The 14926-nt window shown below is 68.6% G+C and carries 13 protein-coding genes; 6 read left to right on the top strand and 7 right to left on the bottom strand.

What is annotated here, in order from left to right:
• Positions 1 to 78: 78 nt before the first annotated feature.
• Complete coding sequence (locus ACFC0O_RS35015) at positions 79 to 780, bottom strand: alpha/beta hydrolase (protein WP_375965711.1); 702 nt, start codon at positions 778 to 780, stop codon at positions 79 to 81.
• 359 nt (positions 781 to 1139) lie between these two features.
• Here ACFC0O_RS35015 and ACFC0O_RS35010 point away from each other — a divergent pair, with 359 nt between their 5' ends.
• Positions 1140 to 4487 (top strand): AAA domain-containing protein, encoded by a 3348-nt coding sequence (locus ACFC0O_RS35010; protein ID WP_375965709.1) that lies wholly within the window; start codon positions 1140 to 1142, stop codon positions 4485 to 4487.
• 13 nt (positions 4488 to 4500) lie between these two features.
• Here ACFC0O_RS35010 and ACFC0O_RS35005 read toward each other — a convergent pair whose 3' ends face one another.
• Together ACFC0O_RS35005 and ACFC0O_RS35000 are read right to left on the bottom strand one after the other, a co-directional pair.
• Positions 4501 to 5676 carry an amino acid deaminase/aldolase gene (locus ACFC0O_RS35005; RefSeq protein ID WP_375965706.1) on the bottom strand — a complete coding sequence of 392 codons (1176 nt, stop codon included), beginning with the start codon at positions 5674 to 5676 and terminating at the stop codon, positions 4501 to 4503.
• A gap of 93 nt (positions 5677 to 5769) precedes the next feature.
• Complete coding sequence (locus tag ACFC0O_RS35000) at positions 5770 to 6252, bottom strand: TetR family transcriptional regulator (RefSeq protein WP_364639832.1); 483 nt, start codon at positions 6250 to 6252, stop codon at positions 5770 to 5772.
• A gap of 432 nt (positions 6253 to 6684) precedes the next feature.
• Between ACFC0O_RS35000 and ACFC0O_RS34995 the strand changes: the two genes are divergently transcribed.
• Positions 6685 to 7419 carry a tyrosine-protein phosphatase gene (locus ACFC0O_RS34995; protein ID WP_375965703.1) on the top strand — a complete coding sequence of 245 codons (735 nt, stop codon included), beginning with the start codon at positions 6685 to 6687 and terminating at the stop codon, positions 7417 to 7419.
• 54 nt (positions 7420 to 7473) lie between these two features.
• Here the strand turns inward: ACFC0O_RS34995 and ACFC0O_RS34990 are convergent, their stop codons facing one another.
• Together ACFC0O_RS34990 and ACFC0O_RS34985 are read right to left on the bottom strand one after the other, a co-directional pair.
• Positions 7474 to 8712 carry a class I adenylate-forming enzyme family protein gene (locus ACFC0O_RS34990; RefSeq protein ID WP_375965700.1) on the bottom strand — a complete coding sequence of 413 codons (1239 nt, stop codon included), beginning with the start codon at positions 8710 to 8712 and terminating at the stop codon, positions 7474 to 7476.
• 111 nt (positions 8713 to 8823) lie between these two features.
• Complete coding sequence (locus ACFC0O_RS34985; RefSeq protein WP_375965697.1) at positions 8824 to 9618, bottom strand: enoyl-CoA hydratase/isomerase family protein; 795 nt, start codon at positions 9616 to 9618, stop codon at positions 8824 to 8826.
• A gap of 99 nt (positions 9619 to 9717) precedes the next feature.
• Here ACFC0O_RS34985 and ACFC0O_RS34980 point away from each other — a divergent pair, with 99 nt between their 5' ends.
• Positions 9718 to 10743: a glutathione S-transferase family protein gene (locus ACFC0O_RS34980; RefSeq protein ID WP_375965695.1), complete on the top strand. Its 1026-nt coding sequence runs from the start codon at positions 9718 to 9720 to the stop codon at positions 10741 to 10743.
• Between the two features lie 45 nt (positions 10744 to 10788).
• On the opposite strand, the gene ACFC0O_RS34975 is transcribed toward ACFC0O_RS34980, so the two are convergent.
• Positions 10789 to 11226, bottom strand: coding sequence for a VOC family protein (locus ACFC0O_RS34975; protein WP_375965692.1), 438 nt, complete (start codon positions 11224 to 11226; stop codon positions 10789 to 10791).
• Between the two features lie 4 nt (positions 11227 to 11230).
• Positions 11231 to 12070, bottom strand: a complete 840-nt coding sequence (locus tag ACFC0O_RS34970; protein ID WP_375965690.1) for a helix-turn-helix domain-containing protein — start codon at positions 12068 to 12070, stop codon at positions 11231 to 11233.
• A 246-nt stretch (positions 12071 to 12316) separates the two neighbouring features.
• On the opposite strand from ACFC0O_RS34970, the gene ACFC0O_RS34965 reads away from it, so the two are divergent.
• The 3 genes from ACFC0O_RS34965 (at position 12317) to ACFC0O_RS34955 (ending at position 14911) form a co-directional block, all read left to right on the top strand.
• Positions 12317 to 13033 carry a hypothetical protein gene (locus ACFC0O_RS34965; RefSeq protein ID WP_364640491.1) on the top strand — a complete coding sequence of 239 codons (717 nt, stop codon included), beginning with the start codon at positions 12317 to 12319 and terminating at the stop codon, positions 13031 to 13033.
• A complete protein-coding gene (locus tag ACFC0O_RS34960; RefSeq protein WP_375965687.1) occupies positions 13030 to 13977 on the top strand; it encodes an ATP-binding cassette domain-containing protein in 948 nt (315 codons plus the stop codon). The genes ACFC0O_RS34965 and ACFC0O_RS34960 overlap by 4 nt, the downstream gene beginning before the upstream one ends.
• Before the next feature lie 142 nt (positions 13978 to 14119).
• Positions 14120 to 14911 (top strand): ABC transporter permease, encoded by a 792-nt coding sequence (locus ACFC0O_RS34955; protein ID WP_375965684.1) that lies wholly within the window; start codon positions 14120 to 14122, stop codon positions 14909 to 14911.
• The last annotated feature ends 15 nt before the right edge of the window (positions 14912 to 14926 follow it).

The raw sequence follows: 14926 nt of genomic DNA, 5'->3' as shown, positions 1-14926 counted from the left end.
ACCGTAATCCCCCACCCTGCCCAACGGTTCGACATCACCGGCCACCCACCCGAACCAGCACCGCGACGCCAGGTCGACTCAGCGAGCCGCGATCCTGCCGACCCAGTCCGCGATATCAGCGCTGACCTGCGCGTGCACGGGTTCGTGCAGCAGATCGTGCCCGGCGTCGGCGTATTCCCGGAACTCCGCTGCCACGGTCGCGGCCCATACTCGCACCGGTTCGATCGGCGTGCGCCGATCATCGACCCCGTGCACGAACAACACCGGAAGCCCTTCCGGCACAACCGGTCCCGGCGCGGCCCCTGATCGCGAGCCGCCACCGTCGGTCGAGGCGTTGCCGCGCGCGGTGGGAGTGTCCTTGCCCCGGGCGGACTTCGGGGGTTTGCCCTCCAGTACCGCGCGCGGCGTGCCGCAGAGAATCAGTCCGGCGAGCGCGGGCGCGGGTGGGCCGAGCACGGCCATAGCGGTGGCTGCCCCCAGGGAATGCCCCATGAGGAACAGCGGGAGGGAATCGGCCGGGGCTTGATCGAGGAATGCCCGTGCGTCAGCAGACAATTCGGGCAAAGTGCCCGGCCATTCGGCATCGCCCTCGCTGAGTCCGTGGCCGGAGGTGTCCAGGGTCCACAGTTCGATGCGGGCGGGCTCCAGGGCGCGGGCGAAGCGGTGGTAATGGCCGCTGTGCTGGCCGGTGCCGGGCAACAGCGCGATCCTTGCCGCGGGATCGGCGACCGGCCACCGGCGGTAGTGCAGCCGACCGCGGCCACCCTCGAAATACGGCATCCGGCGATTCTCGCAAACGCTCGAAAGGTGGTCCGATTCGACCGGATCGGCGGGTCAGGGGCGTGCATCGGGGGTCGGAGCGGGGCGGCGACACGCCGGAATGCCGGGTGAGGTTTCCAGGGGGCTGACGGGGTGGGCTGGGGTGGGGTGACGACGGGCGGGTGTGAGTCGTGTTGTCCCGCAACGTGGCCCGGCAATCCGGTGAAATCGGCCGGGGGTTGGGCCGGGGAGCAGGGGTGCGCGGGGGCTACCTGGCGGCGTGGGATCGGCTGTGGAGTCACTACGCTATGGCGCGACTCGGCACGTAATGGCGTGCGCGGGTCGCGGGTGTCGGGCGGAGAGACACAGGAGGGCCGCGATTGATTCTGTTCGGTGATCGTGTCGTGTGCAGCACCGGTGACCTGGTGTCGGCGGCGCGTTGTGAGTTCGCGCTGCTGCGCGGGCTCGACGCCGAACTGGGGCTGGTGACGTCGATCGGATATCCGGCGCCCGGTGTGCTGACGCATGCCTGGGATCGGGCGGTCGAACATCGGCTCGCGGATCTGCGGGACCGGTACGGGAACAGGGTGGTGCGCGTGCGCGTCCCCGGGGTCGAGCAGTGCGCGGACGGATCCGTCGACGCGGAGGCGGCGGTCGCGGCGCTGCGGGATGCGCATGAGCGGACGCTGGCGGCGCTGCGGGGGCAGGCCGAGGCGGTCGCCGGGGCGGTCGTGTTCGACGGGGAGTTCGCCACGCGCTGCGATTTCCTGGTGCACGACAGCGATCCGGAGACCTATGACTATCTGCCCGCGGCGGTGGTCGGGCGGAGCGGGCGGATTCCGGCGCTGTTGAGCCTGGCCGCCATGGCGGATGCGTTGCGGCGGTGCGGATTCCGGCCCGCCGCACGAGCCCGGCTATGGGTGGACGGTGTGGCCGGTACGCATTCGCTGGCCGATATCGCCGTCGTGCATCAGGCGCGCCGGGATCGGCTGCACCGGATTGTCGAGGCCAAGCTCGGGGAGCTGCTGCCCGTGCAGTGGGGCGATCGTCGTTTCCTGGCCTGCGGCAGCTGCCCGACCTGTACCGCCGAACTCGAATCCCGCCGCGATCTGCTGCTGGTGGCGGGTATGCGGCCCGCCACCCGGGCGCAACTCCGCGATGCCGGAATCACCACCGTGCAGCGGCTCGCCGCCGCCGATGCCACCGTCACCGGTGTACCCGGCCCGACCTTCAGCACCCTGCGCCGGCAGGCCGAACTGCAATTGGAGCGGGCGAGCACCGGCCATCCCGCGCACTCCCTCATCGATGCCGGAGCACTGGCCGCACTGCCGAAACCCAGCCTCGGCGATCTTTTCGTCAGCCGCACCGCACCGGATCGGATCGAGGTGTGGTCGAACTGGTCCGCGGATCGCGTGCACACCTTCGTCATTCACACCGGCGACGATGTCTCGGTCACCGATACCGCTGCGGCACAGGATATTTCCCACTGGCCCGATGACGCCGACGCCCTGCTGGACTTCCTCACCGAACGCCAGTGGGAGCATCCGGATCTGCGCATCCACCACTACCGCGGTGATCTGCGCCCACTGCTGAGCACGATCGGCGAACGCTATCCGGACGGCGAAGACGTTGTCGCCGAACTGCTTCCGGCCCTGGTCGACCTCTACCCGATCGTCCGCGCCGCCATGATCGTCGGCGAACGCTGCTACGACCTGCGCCAGCTCCCCCCGAATCAGGTCGGCGCCAGCGCTCCCCCGGCTCCCGGCGGGCTGGCCGGCAGCGGCCCCGAAGATGTTCGGCGACTGCGGGATTGGCTACTCGAGGTGGCGCGCGACCACAACGTGACACCGGCCCGGCGCATGTCCTACGACTATTGGGAAACCGGTCCGGACGAGGTCGAGGCGGCGCTGCGCGAATTCGCCGAGACCGGCTATCGCGATGGCCGCGAACGCAGTTCGGCGCAGATCGCGGCCGCGTTCACCGCGGCGGCGGCGGGCTACTTCCGGCGCGAACGGCAACCACTGCGCTGGGCGCATGACGATCGACTGGATCATCCCGTGGAGGAGTGGGCCGAGACTCCCGGCGTCCTGGTCGCCGACTGGGGCACCGTGGACACCAAATGGCACAGCACCGATCACCGGCCCATGCGCCGCTATCTGACCCTGACCGGCAGGCTCGGCACCGGTGACGCGCCGAAGCCGGGCACCCGGGTGCTGACCCTGTACGACCGCTCCGCACCCGGTCTGACCGCCCTGCCCGGTCAGCGCGCGGCCGCGCACGCGACCGTGCTGGGCTGCGCCCTGGACACCAATTTCGAGGATGTGGTGCGCGTCGTCGAACTGCTGCCGGACGGCTGCGAACCCTATGACGAACTGCCCACCGCCATCGCGCCCTGCCCGCCGGGCCGCAGCGAATACCTGGAGGAATCGCTCGAGGACATCGCACACCAGCTGCTGGTGACCCTGCCGGAGGTGCCGGACAACGCCGTGTTCGATCTGCTGTGCGGCCGCCCGCCTCGGCTGCGCGGGGGCAAACCGCTGCCCGAGGTCTTCGGCGATCACGCCGCCGCCGTCACCGCCGCCATCCTCGACCTGGAGGACTCCTATATCGCGGTGCAGGGCCCACCCGGCACCGGTAAGACCGCCACTACCGCGCGTGTGGTGGAAAGGCTTGTGACACGGTACAAATGGCGCGTCGGCGTGGTCGGCCGCACGCACGCCGTGGTCGAGCATGTGCTGGACGCGGTGGTGCAGGTGGGCGTGCTGCCCGAACTGGTCGCCAAGGCCGAAGCGCAGTCGGTGGCCCCGGAATGGCTGCCCATCGACGCCGCCAAATATGAGCGCTTCCTCGACAATGCCGTCAATGGCGGTGTGGTGGGCGGACTTTCGACGGATTTCGCCGATCCGAGCCGTATCGCACGGGATGGCCTGGACCTGCTGGTGATCGCCGACGCCGGGAAATACCCGCTCGCCGATGCCGTCGCGGTGGCACTGTGCGCGCGAAATCTGCTGCTGGTGGGCGATCCCGCGCCCACCAGCGGGCACGGCATTCATCCGGAGCCGGTGCATGATTCGGTGCTGGGCCGCCTGGTCGGCGCGCATCGCACCCTGCCTTCGGCCTTCGGCTACTTCTTGGATCGCACTTGGCGCATGCATCCGCGCGTCTGCGGCCCGGTGTCGCGACTGCGCTACGACAATCGGCTGCGATCGAACGAAACCGTCACCCTGGCAAGGGAACTCGAGGGCATCGAGCCCGGCGTGCGGACCATCACCATCGAACATCACGGCAACAGCACCGAATCCGCCGAGGAGGCCCGCGAGATCGTGCGCCAGGTGCGCAATCTGCTCGGCCTGCCGTGGCAGACCGGCGCGGTCACCCGCCGCCTGCATCCGCACGACATCGTGGTGGTCGCGCCGTATCACGCCCAGGTGGCGCGCATTCGAACCCAGTTGTCCCGCGCCAGGATCGAGGATGTGCTGGTCGGCACGGCGGACCATTTCCAGGGCCGCGAGGCCGCGGTCGTGCTGGTCTCCATGGCCACCTCCGCACCCAAGGACGCCCCGCACGGCATCGGCGCGCTGGTGTCCAGACACTGGCTGACCAGCGCCATCTCCAGAGCCATGTGGGCGGCGATCATCGTCCGCTCACCGCTGCTCACCGAATACCTGCCGACCACGGCGGCCGAACTGTCCGATCTCGCCGCGGTCCTGCAACTCGACCGCGTCTGAACGGGATTCGGCGTCAGCCGAAGTTCTGGCCTTCGCCGCGGTAGCTGGGCACCTGGGTGCGCTCGCCGTCGGCGACGAGCTGCACCTGGTTGAAGCGTTCGAGGAGTTCGCCCGCCTTGGCGTGCCGGAACCAGACGCGATCACCGATGGCGAGGTGGTCCGCACCGGTGAGCGGGGTCTGCACCTCGCCCGCGCCTTCGGTGCCGATCAGGCTCAAACCCTTGGGCCACACCGGTTTCGGGACACGCGTGGCCCCCGCCGGGCCGGAGGCGATGTAGCCGCCGGAGAAGACGGTGGCAATGCCCTCGGCCGGATGCCGCAGCACCGGCATGGCGAAGTACATCGCCGGGCGCGGAGCCAGATTGCGGTAACCGTCGAAAAGCGTTGGCAGATACAGCCCGGAGCCCGCCGTCACCTCGGTGACATCGGGATCGGAGATGCTCACCTCGATGGAGCCGGTACCGCCGCTGTTGACGATCTCGAGTTCACCGATCTCGGTGCGCACCGCCTCGACGACCTGCCGCCGGCGTCGCCCGATCTCGAAGGCCGACGCCTTCTTCACCAGTCGCACAGCGGGATTGGTGTCCGGCAGCCCGGCGATCTGCGCCTCGTAGGTCATCACGCCGACCACCCGGAACCCGCGCCGCCGCGCCGCACCGGCGACCCGGGCGGCGTGTTCGGGGGAATGAATGGGTGAGCGCCGCACGCCCAGATGCAGCGGCCCGATGCGCAGCGAGGCATCCACATCGATGCACACCCGGGGCGCGACCTTATCGCTGCCGACGGCGGCGCGAATGAAGTCCAGCTGGTCGAGATCGTCGACCATGAGCGTGATCGCGTCCAGCAGCACCGGATCGGTGGCGAGTTTGGCCAGCGAACCGCGATCGACGGTGGGATAGCCGAGCAGGATGTCCCGCGCGCCCAGTCCGGCCAGCCAAATGGCTTCGGCGAGCGAATAACCCATGATTCCGGCGAATCCGCCGGATGCGGTGAGGTCGCTGCCGAGCACCTCTTCGAGGACGGCGCGGCAGCGCACGGATTTACTCGCCACCCGGATCGGCACTCCGCGGGCGCGGCGTACCAGATCGGCGGCGTTGGCGCGCAGGGCGGCCAGGTCGACTGCGGCCAGGGGCGGGTCGAGCTCGGCGGTGGCCGCGTGCAGCCCCGCGATCGGCGACGGTTCGCTCACAGGTTCATTCGACCACGAAACTGGTCATGCGTCCAGCAATTCGGAAAGTCCGCGGGCGACGCCGCAGCGGCTCCCCAGGAAATACACAGCGGATCAGAGGTCGAGCGCCTTGGTGGACAGGTACGACACCAGGTCATCGAGCACGACCAGCGATATCTCGTCATCGCAGTCGGCCAGCCAGCGCAACACCATGCCCTGGATCACCGCCACCAGATACGCGGAGATCGCATCCACCGGCTCCAGCCACTGCGTACCGGACCGCTGCGCACACAGCTCCAGGAACGCGGTCACCTCCTGATCCAGGTCCCGGAACATGGCCGACGCCACCGGATCCGGCACACAGACCGATTGACCGCCCTCCCAGCGTCGGCGCAGGACCGCCAGCGTGCCCTCGTAGGCGCGTAACTGCCGGTCCGGCGAGGACTTCAGAATCGGCCAGAGGGTGCTCACCCCCGCGTGCAGCAGCACTCGCAGGGCACGGCTACCGGTGATGTCGAGCGAATCGGCGGCCTTTTCGATCGCCTCGGACATGGCCGATCGCAATCCGACCTGGACGATTTCTCCACTAGCGCTCAACGACGACTCCCTTTGGCGAAAAAGATTCGCGCATCTTGCTTGCGCGGCTCGCTCAACGGGTTTGCAGATCAGCACTGATCCCCGAGCAGGACCCCGGCGTACCCGTTCAACGGGTCTCAACGATACGTCGTTTTCTGGGTCGATGACCAGCTTTGATAGCCGGTTTCGTACCGGAAGATTGTTTCGTTACCTAATCGCTACTCGTCCGCGATCGAATGGGAATCGTCGAAATTCATCGATCGCCCGGTAAACCAGGCATTAGAACCGCTTGGTATTTTATGAAAGCTAGTACCGCTAAAGATAGCGAGTGTGCGCGAACCCACACGTCCGAACCCGCCACGCCCTCGCAACGCGCCGGTAGCGACACGAAATTCACGTCCACTAGCCGGATTCGACATCCTCCGTTCGGACGCCCACGGATAGCCTGGCCGAGTGACTTCAGCGCGCCACGACCCCCTCCTGATCAACGGCACCTTCAACTTCCGCGATGTGGGCGGCGCCCGCACCACCGCGGGCGCATCCGTGCGCGATGGAGTGCTGTTGCGTTCCGCCCAGCTCAGCCGCCTCGACGACCAGGGCCGCGACCGGCTGCTGGAACTCGGCGTCACCGATGTGCACGATCTGCGCGGCTTCGCCGAGATCGACCTGATCGGCCACGACGCCCTGCCCGAACAGGTCCGGCTGCACGTCACCCCCTTCGACCCGCGCATGGGCGAGACCCCGCCGCACGAGGCGCGCCGCAATGTCACCGCGGCCAATCACATGCTCGAGGTCTACCGGCTCTTCCCGGCCATGCCCGAGGCGCACAGCGCGATCAAGGCGCTGGCCGATTCGGTGCTCACCGGCACCGCCCTGGTGCACTGCGCCGCGGGCAAGGACCGCACCGGCTGGGCCGTGGCCACACTGCTGCGCGCGGTCGAGGTCACCGAGGAGGACGTCTACGCCGACTACCTGCTCAGCAATGACGCGGTCCCGGTGCTGCGCGCCTACATGGCGGGCGATACCGATGAGGAACTCTCCGACGATCTGCTCGGCGTACGCCCGGAGTACCTCGAGTCCGGCACCAACACCATGAACGAGATGTACGGCGGCATCGACGGCTACCTCACCGAGGTCGGCATCGATACCGCGCAGCGCGACGCGCTGCGCACCCGCCTGGTCGGGTAAGCACCGCACACGACGCAGGGCCGCGACCGGCGAGGTCGCGGTCGACGCTGGCTGTTATTCGGCGAGGGAGCGGCGGACCAGGCCGTCCGGGTCGATGCTCACGTGGTTGCCGGTGTGGAACCACGCGCCGGTGAAGCGGGATTCGGTGGTCTGCGGATCGTTCCAGTAGCGGGGGGCGACATTCGGGCCGCGGCAGAGCAGTTCGCCGTGGCCCGCTTCCGCGCGCGGACCCCAGAGCGCGAGTTCGGTTCCGCCGAAAGGGAATCCGAGGACATCGCGGGCGGCCGCGCCGTCATCGCGGGCCAGGCCGATACCGCTGGTTTCGGTGGCGCCCCAGACCGACCACTGGCGGGCCTCGGGGAAGATCTCACGAAGATCGGCCGCCACCGAATCCGAGGTGGAGTGGTCGGCGGCGGCGAGTTCGGCGCGGTGGCCCGCGCTGCAGACCTGGCGCACCCGATCCAGGCGCAGGCCCGCAAGTTCGGGCAGTAGGCCCGCAAAGATTCTGGGGGTCGCGGAGACCATGTCTATTCGTTCCGCGACAAGCGTTTTCGCGATCACCGCCGGATCCGGGGCAAGCACCACGGTGCCGCCGACCGCGAAAGTGGGCAGCAACTGATCCACACAGCCGCTGGCGTGCGCGAGCGGCAGCAGCACCAGATTGCGCAGCCCTTCGCTCGGCAGATCGAGGGTGCCGACCACGGAACGGATTGCGGACAAAAGGTTTTCGTTGGTCAACTCCACACCGCGCGGTCCGATCTCGGCACCGGGACTGGTGTAGCAGAGTAGTGCCAGCTCACCGAGGGACGCACCGTCATCGATGAACGCCGCGCCGTCCGGCAGCGCCTCGCGGTAATTCGCCGCGCTGCCACCACCGTCCAGGATGTAATCGGCATCGGCATCGCGAATCACGCGGTCCGCCAACGCATCCGGCAAACCGTCATGCACCAGCACCGGCACCGCGCCGGACAGCAGCGCGCCCAGGAACGCCTGCACCCAGCGCGCGCCCACCGGCATTCGCACTGCGACCCGGTCCCCGTAACCGATTCCGTGCTCCTGCAATCCTCCTGCGATCCGGGAGGCGGAGTACCAGAGCTCCCGGTAGGTGAGGCGGGGGCCGCCGATCTCGACCACCGCCTCCCGCGCGGAGAAGTTGTGTACCTGCACATCCAGCAATTCCGTGAGCGCCGGGGTCAGGTTCCCGTAGCGCAGGATGCCATCGGCACCGCGCGCAACCGGGTTGTCGCACCAGGCATTTCGCGAGTGCGGGTATTCGACCAGTAACTGCGACATCCGTCCCTCCGAGCGCCTCGAGCCTGCAGGCACCAGTGACTATATGATGCACATCACATCCGTGGGCGGATTGTCGGCAAACGTAGTCGAGACGTCACGGCACGGAAACGACTAGCGCCCGGTGTACGTGGCCTTCCCCGGGCCGACGTCGAGGAAACTCTTGACCGCACCGCGCAGATCATCGGTGGCGAAGAGCTGGCCCGAGACCTGCGGCGTCACCGAATCCGCATGCGCCACACCGCCGGAACGCCAGGCGCCGATGATCTCCTTGGTCGCCGCGTGCGCGCGCGTCGGGCCGTCGGCGAGCCGCGCCAGCAGTGCGCGGGCGGCGGTGTCGACATCCTCGTGCACCGCGTTGACCACACCCCAGTCCGCCATCGTCGGCGCGTCGTAGAGATCGCCGGTCATCACGAATTCGCGGGCGCGACCCGAACCGGCGCGCTCGGCCAGCCGCTGCGGGCCGCCCATCGACGGGGTCAGGCCGACCACCGTCTCCACCAGACCGAACTTGGCCTTGGGCGCGGCCAGAATGATGTCGCAGGCCAGCGCGATCTCGAAGGCCGCGGTCAGGGTCAGGCCGTGCGCGGAGAAGATCACCGGGCACGGCAGCGCCTCCAGCGGATGGATGATGCGCGCGAACAGCGTCTGCCACAGCTGCGCGCCCTCGGCCATCGAAAGTCCGTCGAACACATGCACGTCCACGCCGCCGGACACCAGTTTGCCCTCGGCGCGCAACAGCAACGCGCGCGGCGTCTCGGTGGCGAGTTCCTGAATATCGTCGGCGAGCGAGTCCAGCAGGGCCTGGTCGAAAAGATTCAGCGGCGGATGCGCGATGGTGATGATCGCGGCCTGCGCGCCGCCCTCGGTGACGATGCGTTCCAGACGGGTGGGCTTCGAGTCGGTCATGAACTGAATGTATGCGCAGTCACATCCCCGGGATAGATCGGATCCGCAGCGCGTCGCGGAGCACCGCCGCCCGCACCGCCGATCTGGAAGACTGATCCGGTGACCACCTCGGAAGCCGAAAACGGCGCGTACGTCGAGCCGGGCGAGTTCAAACGCGATACCAACTACATCACCACGCGGATCACCGCGGACGGACGCGACGGCTACCCCGTCGAACCCGGACGGTATCGGCTGGTCGCGGCGCGGGCCTGCCCGTGGGCCAATCGCACGCTCATCGTGCGACGGCTGCTCGGACTGGAATCCGTACTGTCCCTCGGCCTTTGCGGGCCCACGCATGACAAGCGCAGCTGGACCTTCGATCTGGATCCGGGCGAGGTGGATCCGGTGCTCGGCATCCATTTCCTGCGCGACGCGTATCTGGCCCGCTTCCCCGACTACCCGCGCGGTATCACCGTGCCCGCCATCGCGGAGATCGCGACCGGGCAGATCGTCACCAACGACTACGCGCAGATCACCCTCGACTTCTCCACCGAATGGACCGAATACCACCGGCCCGGTGCGCCCCAGCTCTATCCCCAGGAGCTGCGCGCGGAGATCGACACCGTCAACAAGCGGGTGTACACCGAGGTCAACAATGGCGTCTACCGTTGCGGATTCGCGGGCGACCAGGCCGCCTACGACGCCGCCTACGACCGGTTGTTCACCGCGCTCGACTGGCTCGAGGAACGCCTCACCGGCCAGCGATACCTGGTGGGCGACACCATCACCGAAGCCGATGTGCGACTGTTCACCACGCTCGCGCGGTTCGATCCGGTGTATCACGGGCATTTCAAATGCAATCGGCAGAAGCTCACCGAATTCGAGGCGCTCTGGGCGTACGCCCGGGATCTGTATCAGACCCCGGGATTCGGTGACACCACCGACTTCACCCAGATCAAGCAGCACTACTACATCGTGCACACCGATATCAATCCCACCAAGATCGTTCCCGACGGCCCGGACCTGGCCAACTGGCTGACCCCGCACGGCCGGGAAGCGTTGGGCGGCAACCCCTTCGGCAAAGGCACGCCACCCGAGCCGCCGCTCCCGGCCGAGCTGGTGCCCGCCGGGCACCAGCCCGCCTGACACCGCACGACAGTGTTCCGGCCACCCCGCGCGGCCGGAACCGGGTCAGCGGGTTTCGCCGCCGTAGGTGCCGAAGCTCCAGTACACGCCCTCGGGATCACGGCAGACGAAACCCCGTGACTTGTAACCCTCTTCGTCGCGGAGTTCGCGGGTGATGTTCGCGCCCGCGGCCTTCGCCCGGGCGTAGATGGCATCGGGATCGGGCACCACGATGTAGATCGAGCCGACCCCGGGCGGCTGGCAATCCAGGGCCATCCCCTCGCGGGACGAACCGAGCATGATCGCGCCGCCGCCGGCGGGCCAGGCCAGTTCGGCGTGCGCGACGATATCGCCGTCATTGTGGCGGGCGACGGTCTCGAAACCGAAGGCCCGCTCGAGGAAGTCGATCGCGGCCGTGGCGTCGCGGTAGACCAGGGTCGGCCACACCAGAACGGTGCCGGTCGGCGCTGCGGTGGAAGCTGCTGATGTCGTCGTTTCGGTCATGACCTCAGCCTGCTATCCCGGCGGGCTGCTGGTCTTGGACGAATGGGAACTCCTCGCGCTCACGCCACACCGACGGCGGCAGCCCGGCGAGTTCGCGCCACTCGCGAGCCATATGCGCCTGGTCGTAGTAGCCGGAGCGGATCGCGACCTCGGCCAGCCCGGGCGGTTCCGGCAGGCGCAGCATGGCGTGCGAACGCTCGAACCGGGCGATGCGCGCGAGATCCTTCGGACTCACGCCGAGTTCGGCACTGCATCGATTGCCGAGATGCCTTCGGCTCCAGCCGATCTCATCGGCCACCGCCGCCACCCGCACCGCCGGATCCGGTCCGGCCAGCAGGTCCCAGGCCTGCGCCAGCTCCGGATCCCACCGCACGGGACGCACGCGGCGCAGCAGGATCTCATCCAGGATCTCGAAACGGCGCGGCCATTGCGCGGTGCCCGCGAGCCGCTCCCGCAGTTCCCGCGCGGACGGTCCGAACACCTCGGACAGATCCACGATCCAGGAACCCAGCGCCGAGACCGGCATGCCGAACAGGGCGCGACAGCCCAGCGGGGTCAGAGCCAGCTGCACGCCGTGCTGATAACCGTTGTGCGCGATCAGACATGGCCGGGTGGTGAGGCCGCTGGCCAGCATCTCCCAGGTTCCGCCCGGCTGATCCGGATGTGAGGAGACCGGCACCTCGATCGGCTCGTCGATGGTGATGATCACCGTCAGCACCGATGCGGGCATCCCGATGTGCGTGCCCGGGTCGAACCCATGCAACAGGTAGCCCTCGTATCCGAGGACGTAAGGGCGCAATCGCGGATCCGGGATTCCGCTCGCGCCTTCCGACACACCCGCCACGAAGCCCACGATATGCCGCGTGTCCGACAGGGGTAAGGAGTGATCCGGCGACCTTCGGGAGAACTCCCGGAACTGGCCCCGCTCACACCGCATGTCCGGTGCGAAAACGGCTATGTCTCCAGGTGACCGGTGAAAGTCTCGTCGAGGCGGAGCCGCGCTGAGACGGAACCGGCTGGTCTCGCGGATCGTTGAAGCCGTGCAATAGAGTTTCGGTCGGAGGACCGCGCGAATGTTAGGGGTATGGCGATGTTCAAGGCCGGGCTCGAGAAGACAGTCGTCTCGCTGCTCGACAATGGGGCGCAGGTCCAGGCCCCCGCTGTCGCGAAGTATGTCGGGAAGCTGCGTGATGGCCACCCGGGCGAATCCCCCGCGCAGATCATTGCCCGGATCGAGAAGCTGTACCTGACCGCCGTCACCGGCAGCGGTACCGCCGTCGGCGCGACGGCCGCCGTGCCGGGTGTCGGCACCATGGCCTCGATCGCGGCCATGAGCGCGGAGACCGCGTTCTTCCTCGAAGCCTCCGCGGTCTACACCCTCGCCGTCGCGGCCGTGCACGGCGTCGCGCCCGATGACAAGGAACGCCGCCGCGCCCTGGTGCTGGCCGTCGTCATGGGCGAGAGCGGTATGGAGATCGTGCAGAAGAGCGTCGGCAGCTCCGCCAAGAACTGGGGCACGCTCATGGCCGGGAAGATCCCCGGCATCAGCGGTATGAACGACACCCTGCTCAAGCGATTCGTCATGCAGTTCCTCGCCAAGCGCACCGCGCTCATGGCGGGCAAGGTGATTCCAGCCGGAATCGGCGCGGCCATCGGCGGTTTCGGTAACCGCGCGCTCGGGCACGGCATTATCGACAATTCGCGCAAGGCTTTCGGCGCACCGCCCGCGGTGTGGCCGCAGCCGCTGGTCATCGACGCCGATCCGTTCCCGGCCGTGGAATCCGCACCCCGGACCAAGCAGCAGTGAGCCCGGCGCGACCGCTCGCCTTCGCCGCGGCCGGGCTGAGCAAGAGCTTCGGCACCGTCACCGCCGTCGACGATGTGAGTTTCGTGGTGCCCGCGGGCAAGGTCGCGACGCTCACGGGCCCGCCCGGCGCGGGCAAGACCACCGTGCTGCGCCTGTTGCTCGGCCAGCTGACCCCGGACTCCGGTACCGCCGAACTCGGCGGTCCGGCCGCCGCACCGCGCGGAAAGCAGGTGCTGGGCGCGGTGCAATCCCCGCGCGGACTGCATCCGGCCCGCACCGTGCGCGGGCAGTTGAGCGTATTCGCCGCGGCCGCGGGTGTTTCCGGTGAGCGGATCGACGAAGTGCTGGCGCTGACCCGCCTGGACACCCTCGCGCAGGAGTTCACGCGTGCCCTGCCGCCCGGGGCGCACACCCGCCTCGCGCTGGCGATCGCGCTGCTCGGCAATCCGCCGCTGCTGCTGCTCGACGATCCCTTCGACGGGCTCGACGGGGCCGAAACCGCCTGGCTCAGCGAATATCTGCGCGCACACGCCCGGCGCGGCGGCACCGTCCTGCTCACCTCCCGCACCCTCAGCGCGGTACTCCCGGTAGCCGATGAGCTGATCGTGCTGGACCGCGGCAAGATCACCTATCAGGGCAGCCCGGCGCGCCTGCGCCGCAATCACCCCGATCGCCTGCTGGTGCGCGCCACCAGCCCGATCGCCCTGGCAACTGCCCTGGCCGCGGCGGGCTTCACCGACGCCGTCATGCGCCCCGACGGCCGCCTCGCCGTCGCCGAAGCCTCACTCGCCCAACTGGAATCGGCCGCCTCCCAGGCTCGCGTCCAGCTCACCGAGATCACCCCGGAACACATCCACCCCGACCAGGTGCTGGCCGCCCTGGCCCACACCGCCCCCGCGGCCCAGCCCTACCCGGCCCCCACCATGTACGGAATGCCGCGTTGACCGCAGCGCGCGCGAACGCCCCGCGCGCTTCCGAATCGGACGCCGCGGCCGCTCCGGCCGAACGCGCTCATGACGCTGTGGCGGGATCGCCGATGATCGGCCGGACCCGTCCGGCCGGTGGCCAGCTACGAGAGGATTTTCGATGATTCTGGATGTCGTGCCGGATTCTGTACTGCGGGCGGCGGATTCGGAGTTTCGGAAGATCACCTCCCTGCGGGTGAACCGGCGGGTGGCCGGGGTGCTGGTGGGGTACGGGGTGGTGGCGTTCGCGATCATGGGGCTGAGCTTCGAACCGGCGGATGCGGCGGTGCGGGATCGGTTCCTGTTCACGACCGGGTCCGCCATCGCACCAGGACTGGCGTTGCTCGCGGCGGTGGTGCTGGCCGCGATCCTCGGGGCGGTGGCCTCGGGCGATGAGTATCGACTCGGGTCACTGGGGTTGAGCGCGCTGTTCACACCGGACCGCAATCTGCTGTTCGGCGCGAAACTCGGTGTGACGGCGGCGGTTTCACTGGTCGTCACGCTGGGGCTGGAAGTGCTCGGCGGTGCGGCGCTACTGCTGTTCGGGCGGGATCGGGTGCCGCTCACCGCGAATCTGCTGGCCATCTTCGGCGGCGTCGCCTTCGCGGTGGTCTGCTGGTCGATTATCGGTGCGGCACTGGGCTTTCTGCTGCGGACGCCGGTGCAGGCGATCGCGGCCATGATCGCGGTGGCGGTGATCGAGCCGCTGGTGTGGATCACCGCGCGGGCCGTCGGCTTCGGCGGGCTGGCGAATATCCTGCCGATCTCGGCGACCGTCGGTGCGATGACCAATGGGGCCTACGCCAAGGGCGCGTTCATCGCGCCCACCCCGGCCGCCATCGCGGTACTGCTGATCTGGACCGGCGGCGCGGCCGCGGCGGCATGGTGGTTCTTCACCCGCCGCGACCTGTGAGACCCGTTCCGGCAG

Origin of the sequence: Nocardia sp. NPDC056100 (assembly GCF_042266325.1) — a bacterium.
Taxonomy (GTDB): Bacteria; Actinomycetota; Actinomycetes; order Mycobacteriales; family Mycobacteriaceae; genus Nocardia.
The sequence above is the reverse complement of the archived record's forward strand: the minus strand, read 5'-3'. Positions and strand labels throughout refer to the sequence as shown.

What these genes read in the sequence shown, in the direction of transcription:
- ACFC0O_RS35015 (WP_375965711.1), bottom strand. Translation starts at nt 780, where the DNA reads ATGCCGTATTTCGAGGGTGGCCGCGGTCGGCTGCACTACCGCCGGTGG.
- ACFC0O_RS34990 (WP_375965700.1), bottom strand. Translation starts at nt 8,712, where the DNA reads ATGTCGCAGTTACTGGTCGAATACCCGCACTCGCGAAATGCCTGGTGC.
- ACFC0O_RS34985 (WP_375965697.1), bottom strand. Translation starts at nt 9,618, where the DNA reads ATGACCGACTCGAAGCCCACCCGTCTGGAACGCATCGTCACCGAGGGC.
- ACFC0O_RS34975 (WP_375965692.1), bottom strand. Translation starts at nt 11,226, where the DNA reads ATGACCGAAACGACGACATCAGCAGCTTCCACCGCAGCGCCGACCGGC.
- ACFC0O_RS34965 (WP_364640491.1), top strand. Translation starts at nt 12,317, where the DNA reads ATGTTCAAGGCCGGGCTCGAGAAGACAGTCGTCTCGCTGCTCGACAAT.
- ACFC0O_RS34955 (WP_375965684.1), top strand. Translation starts at nt 14,120, where the DNA reads ATGATTCTGGATGTCGTGCCGGATTCTGTACTGCGGGCGGCGGATTCG.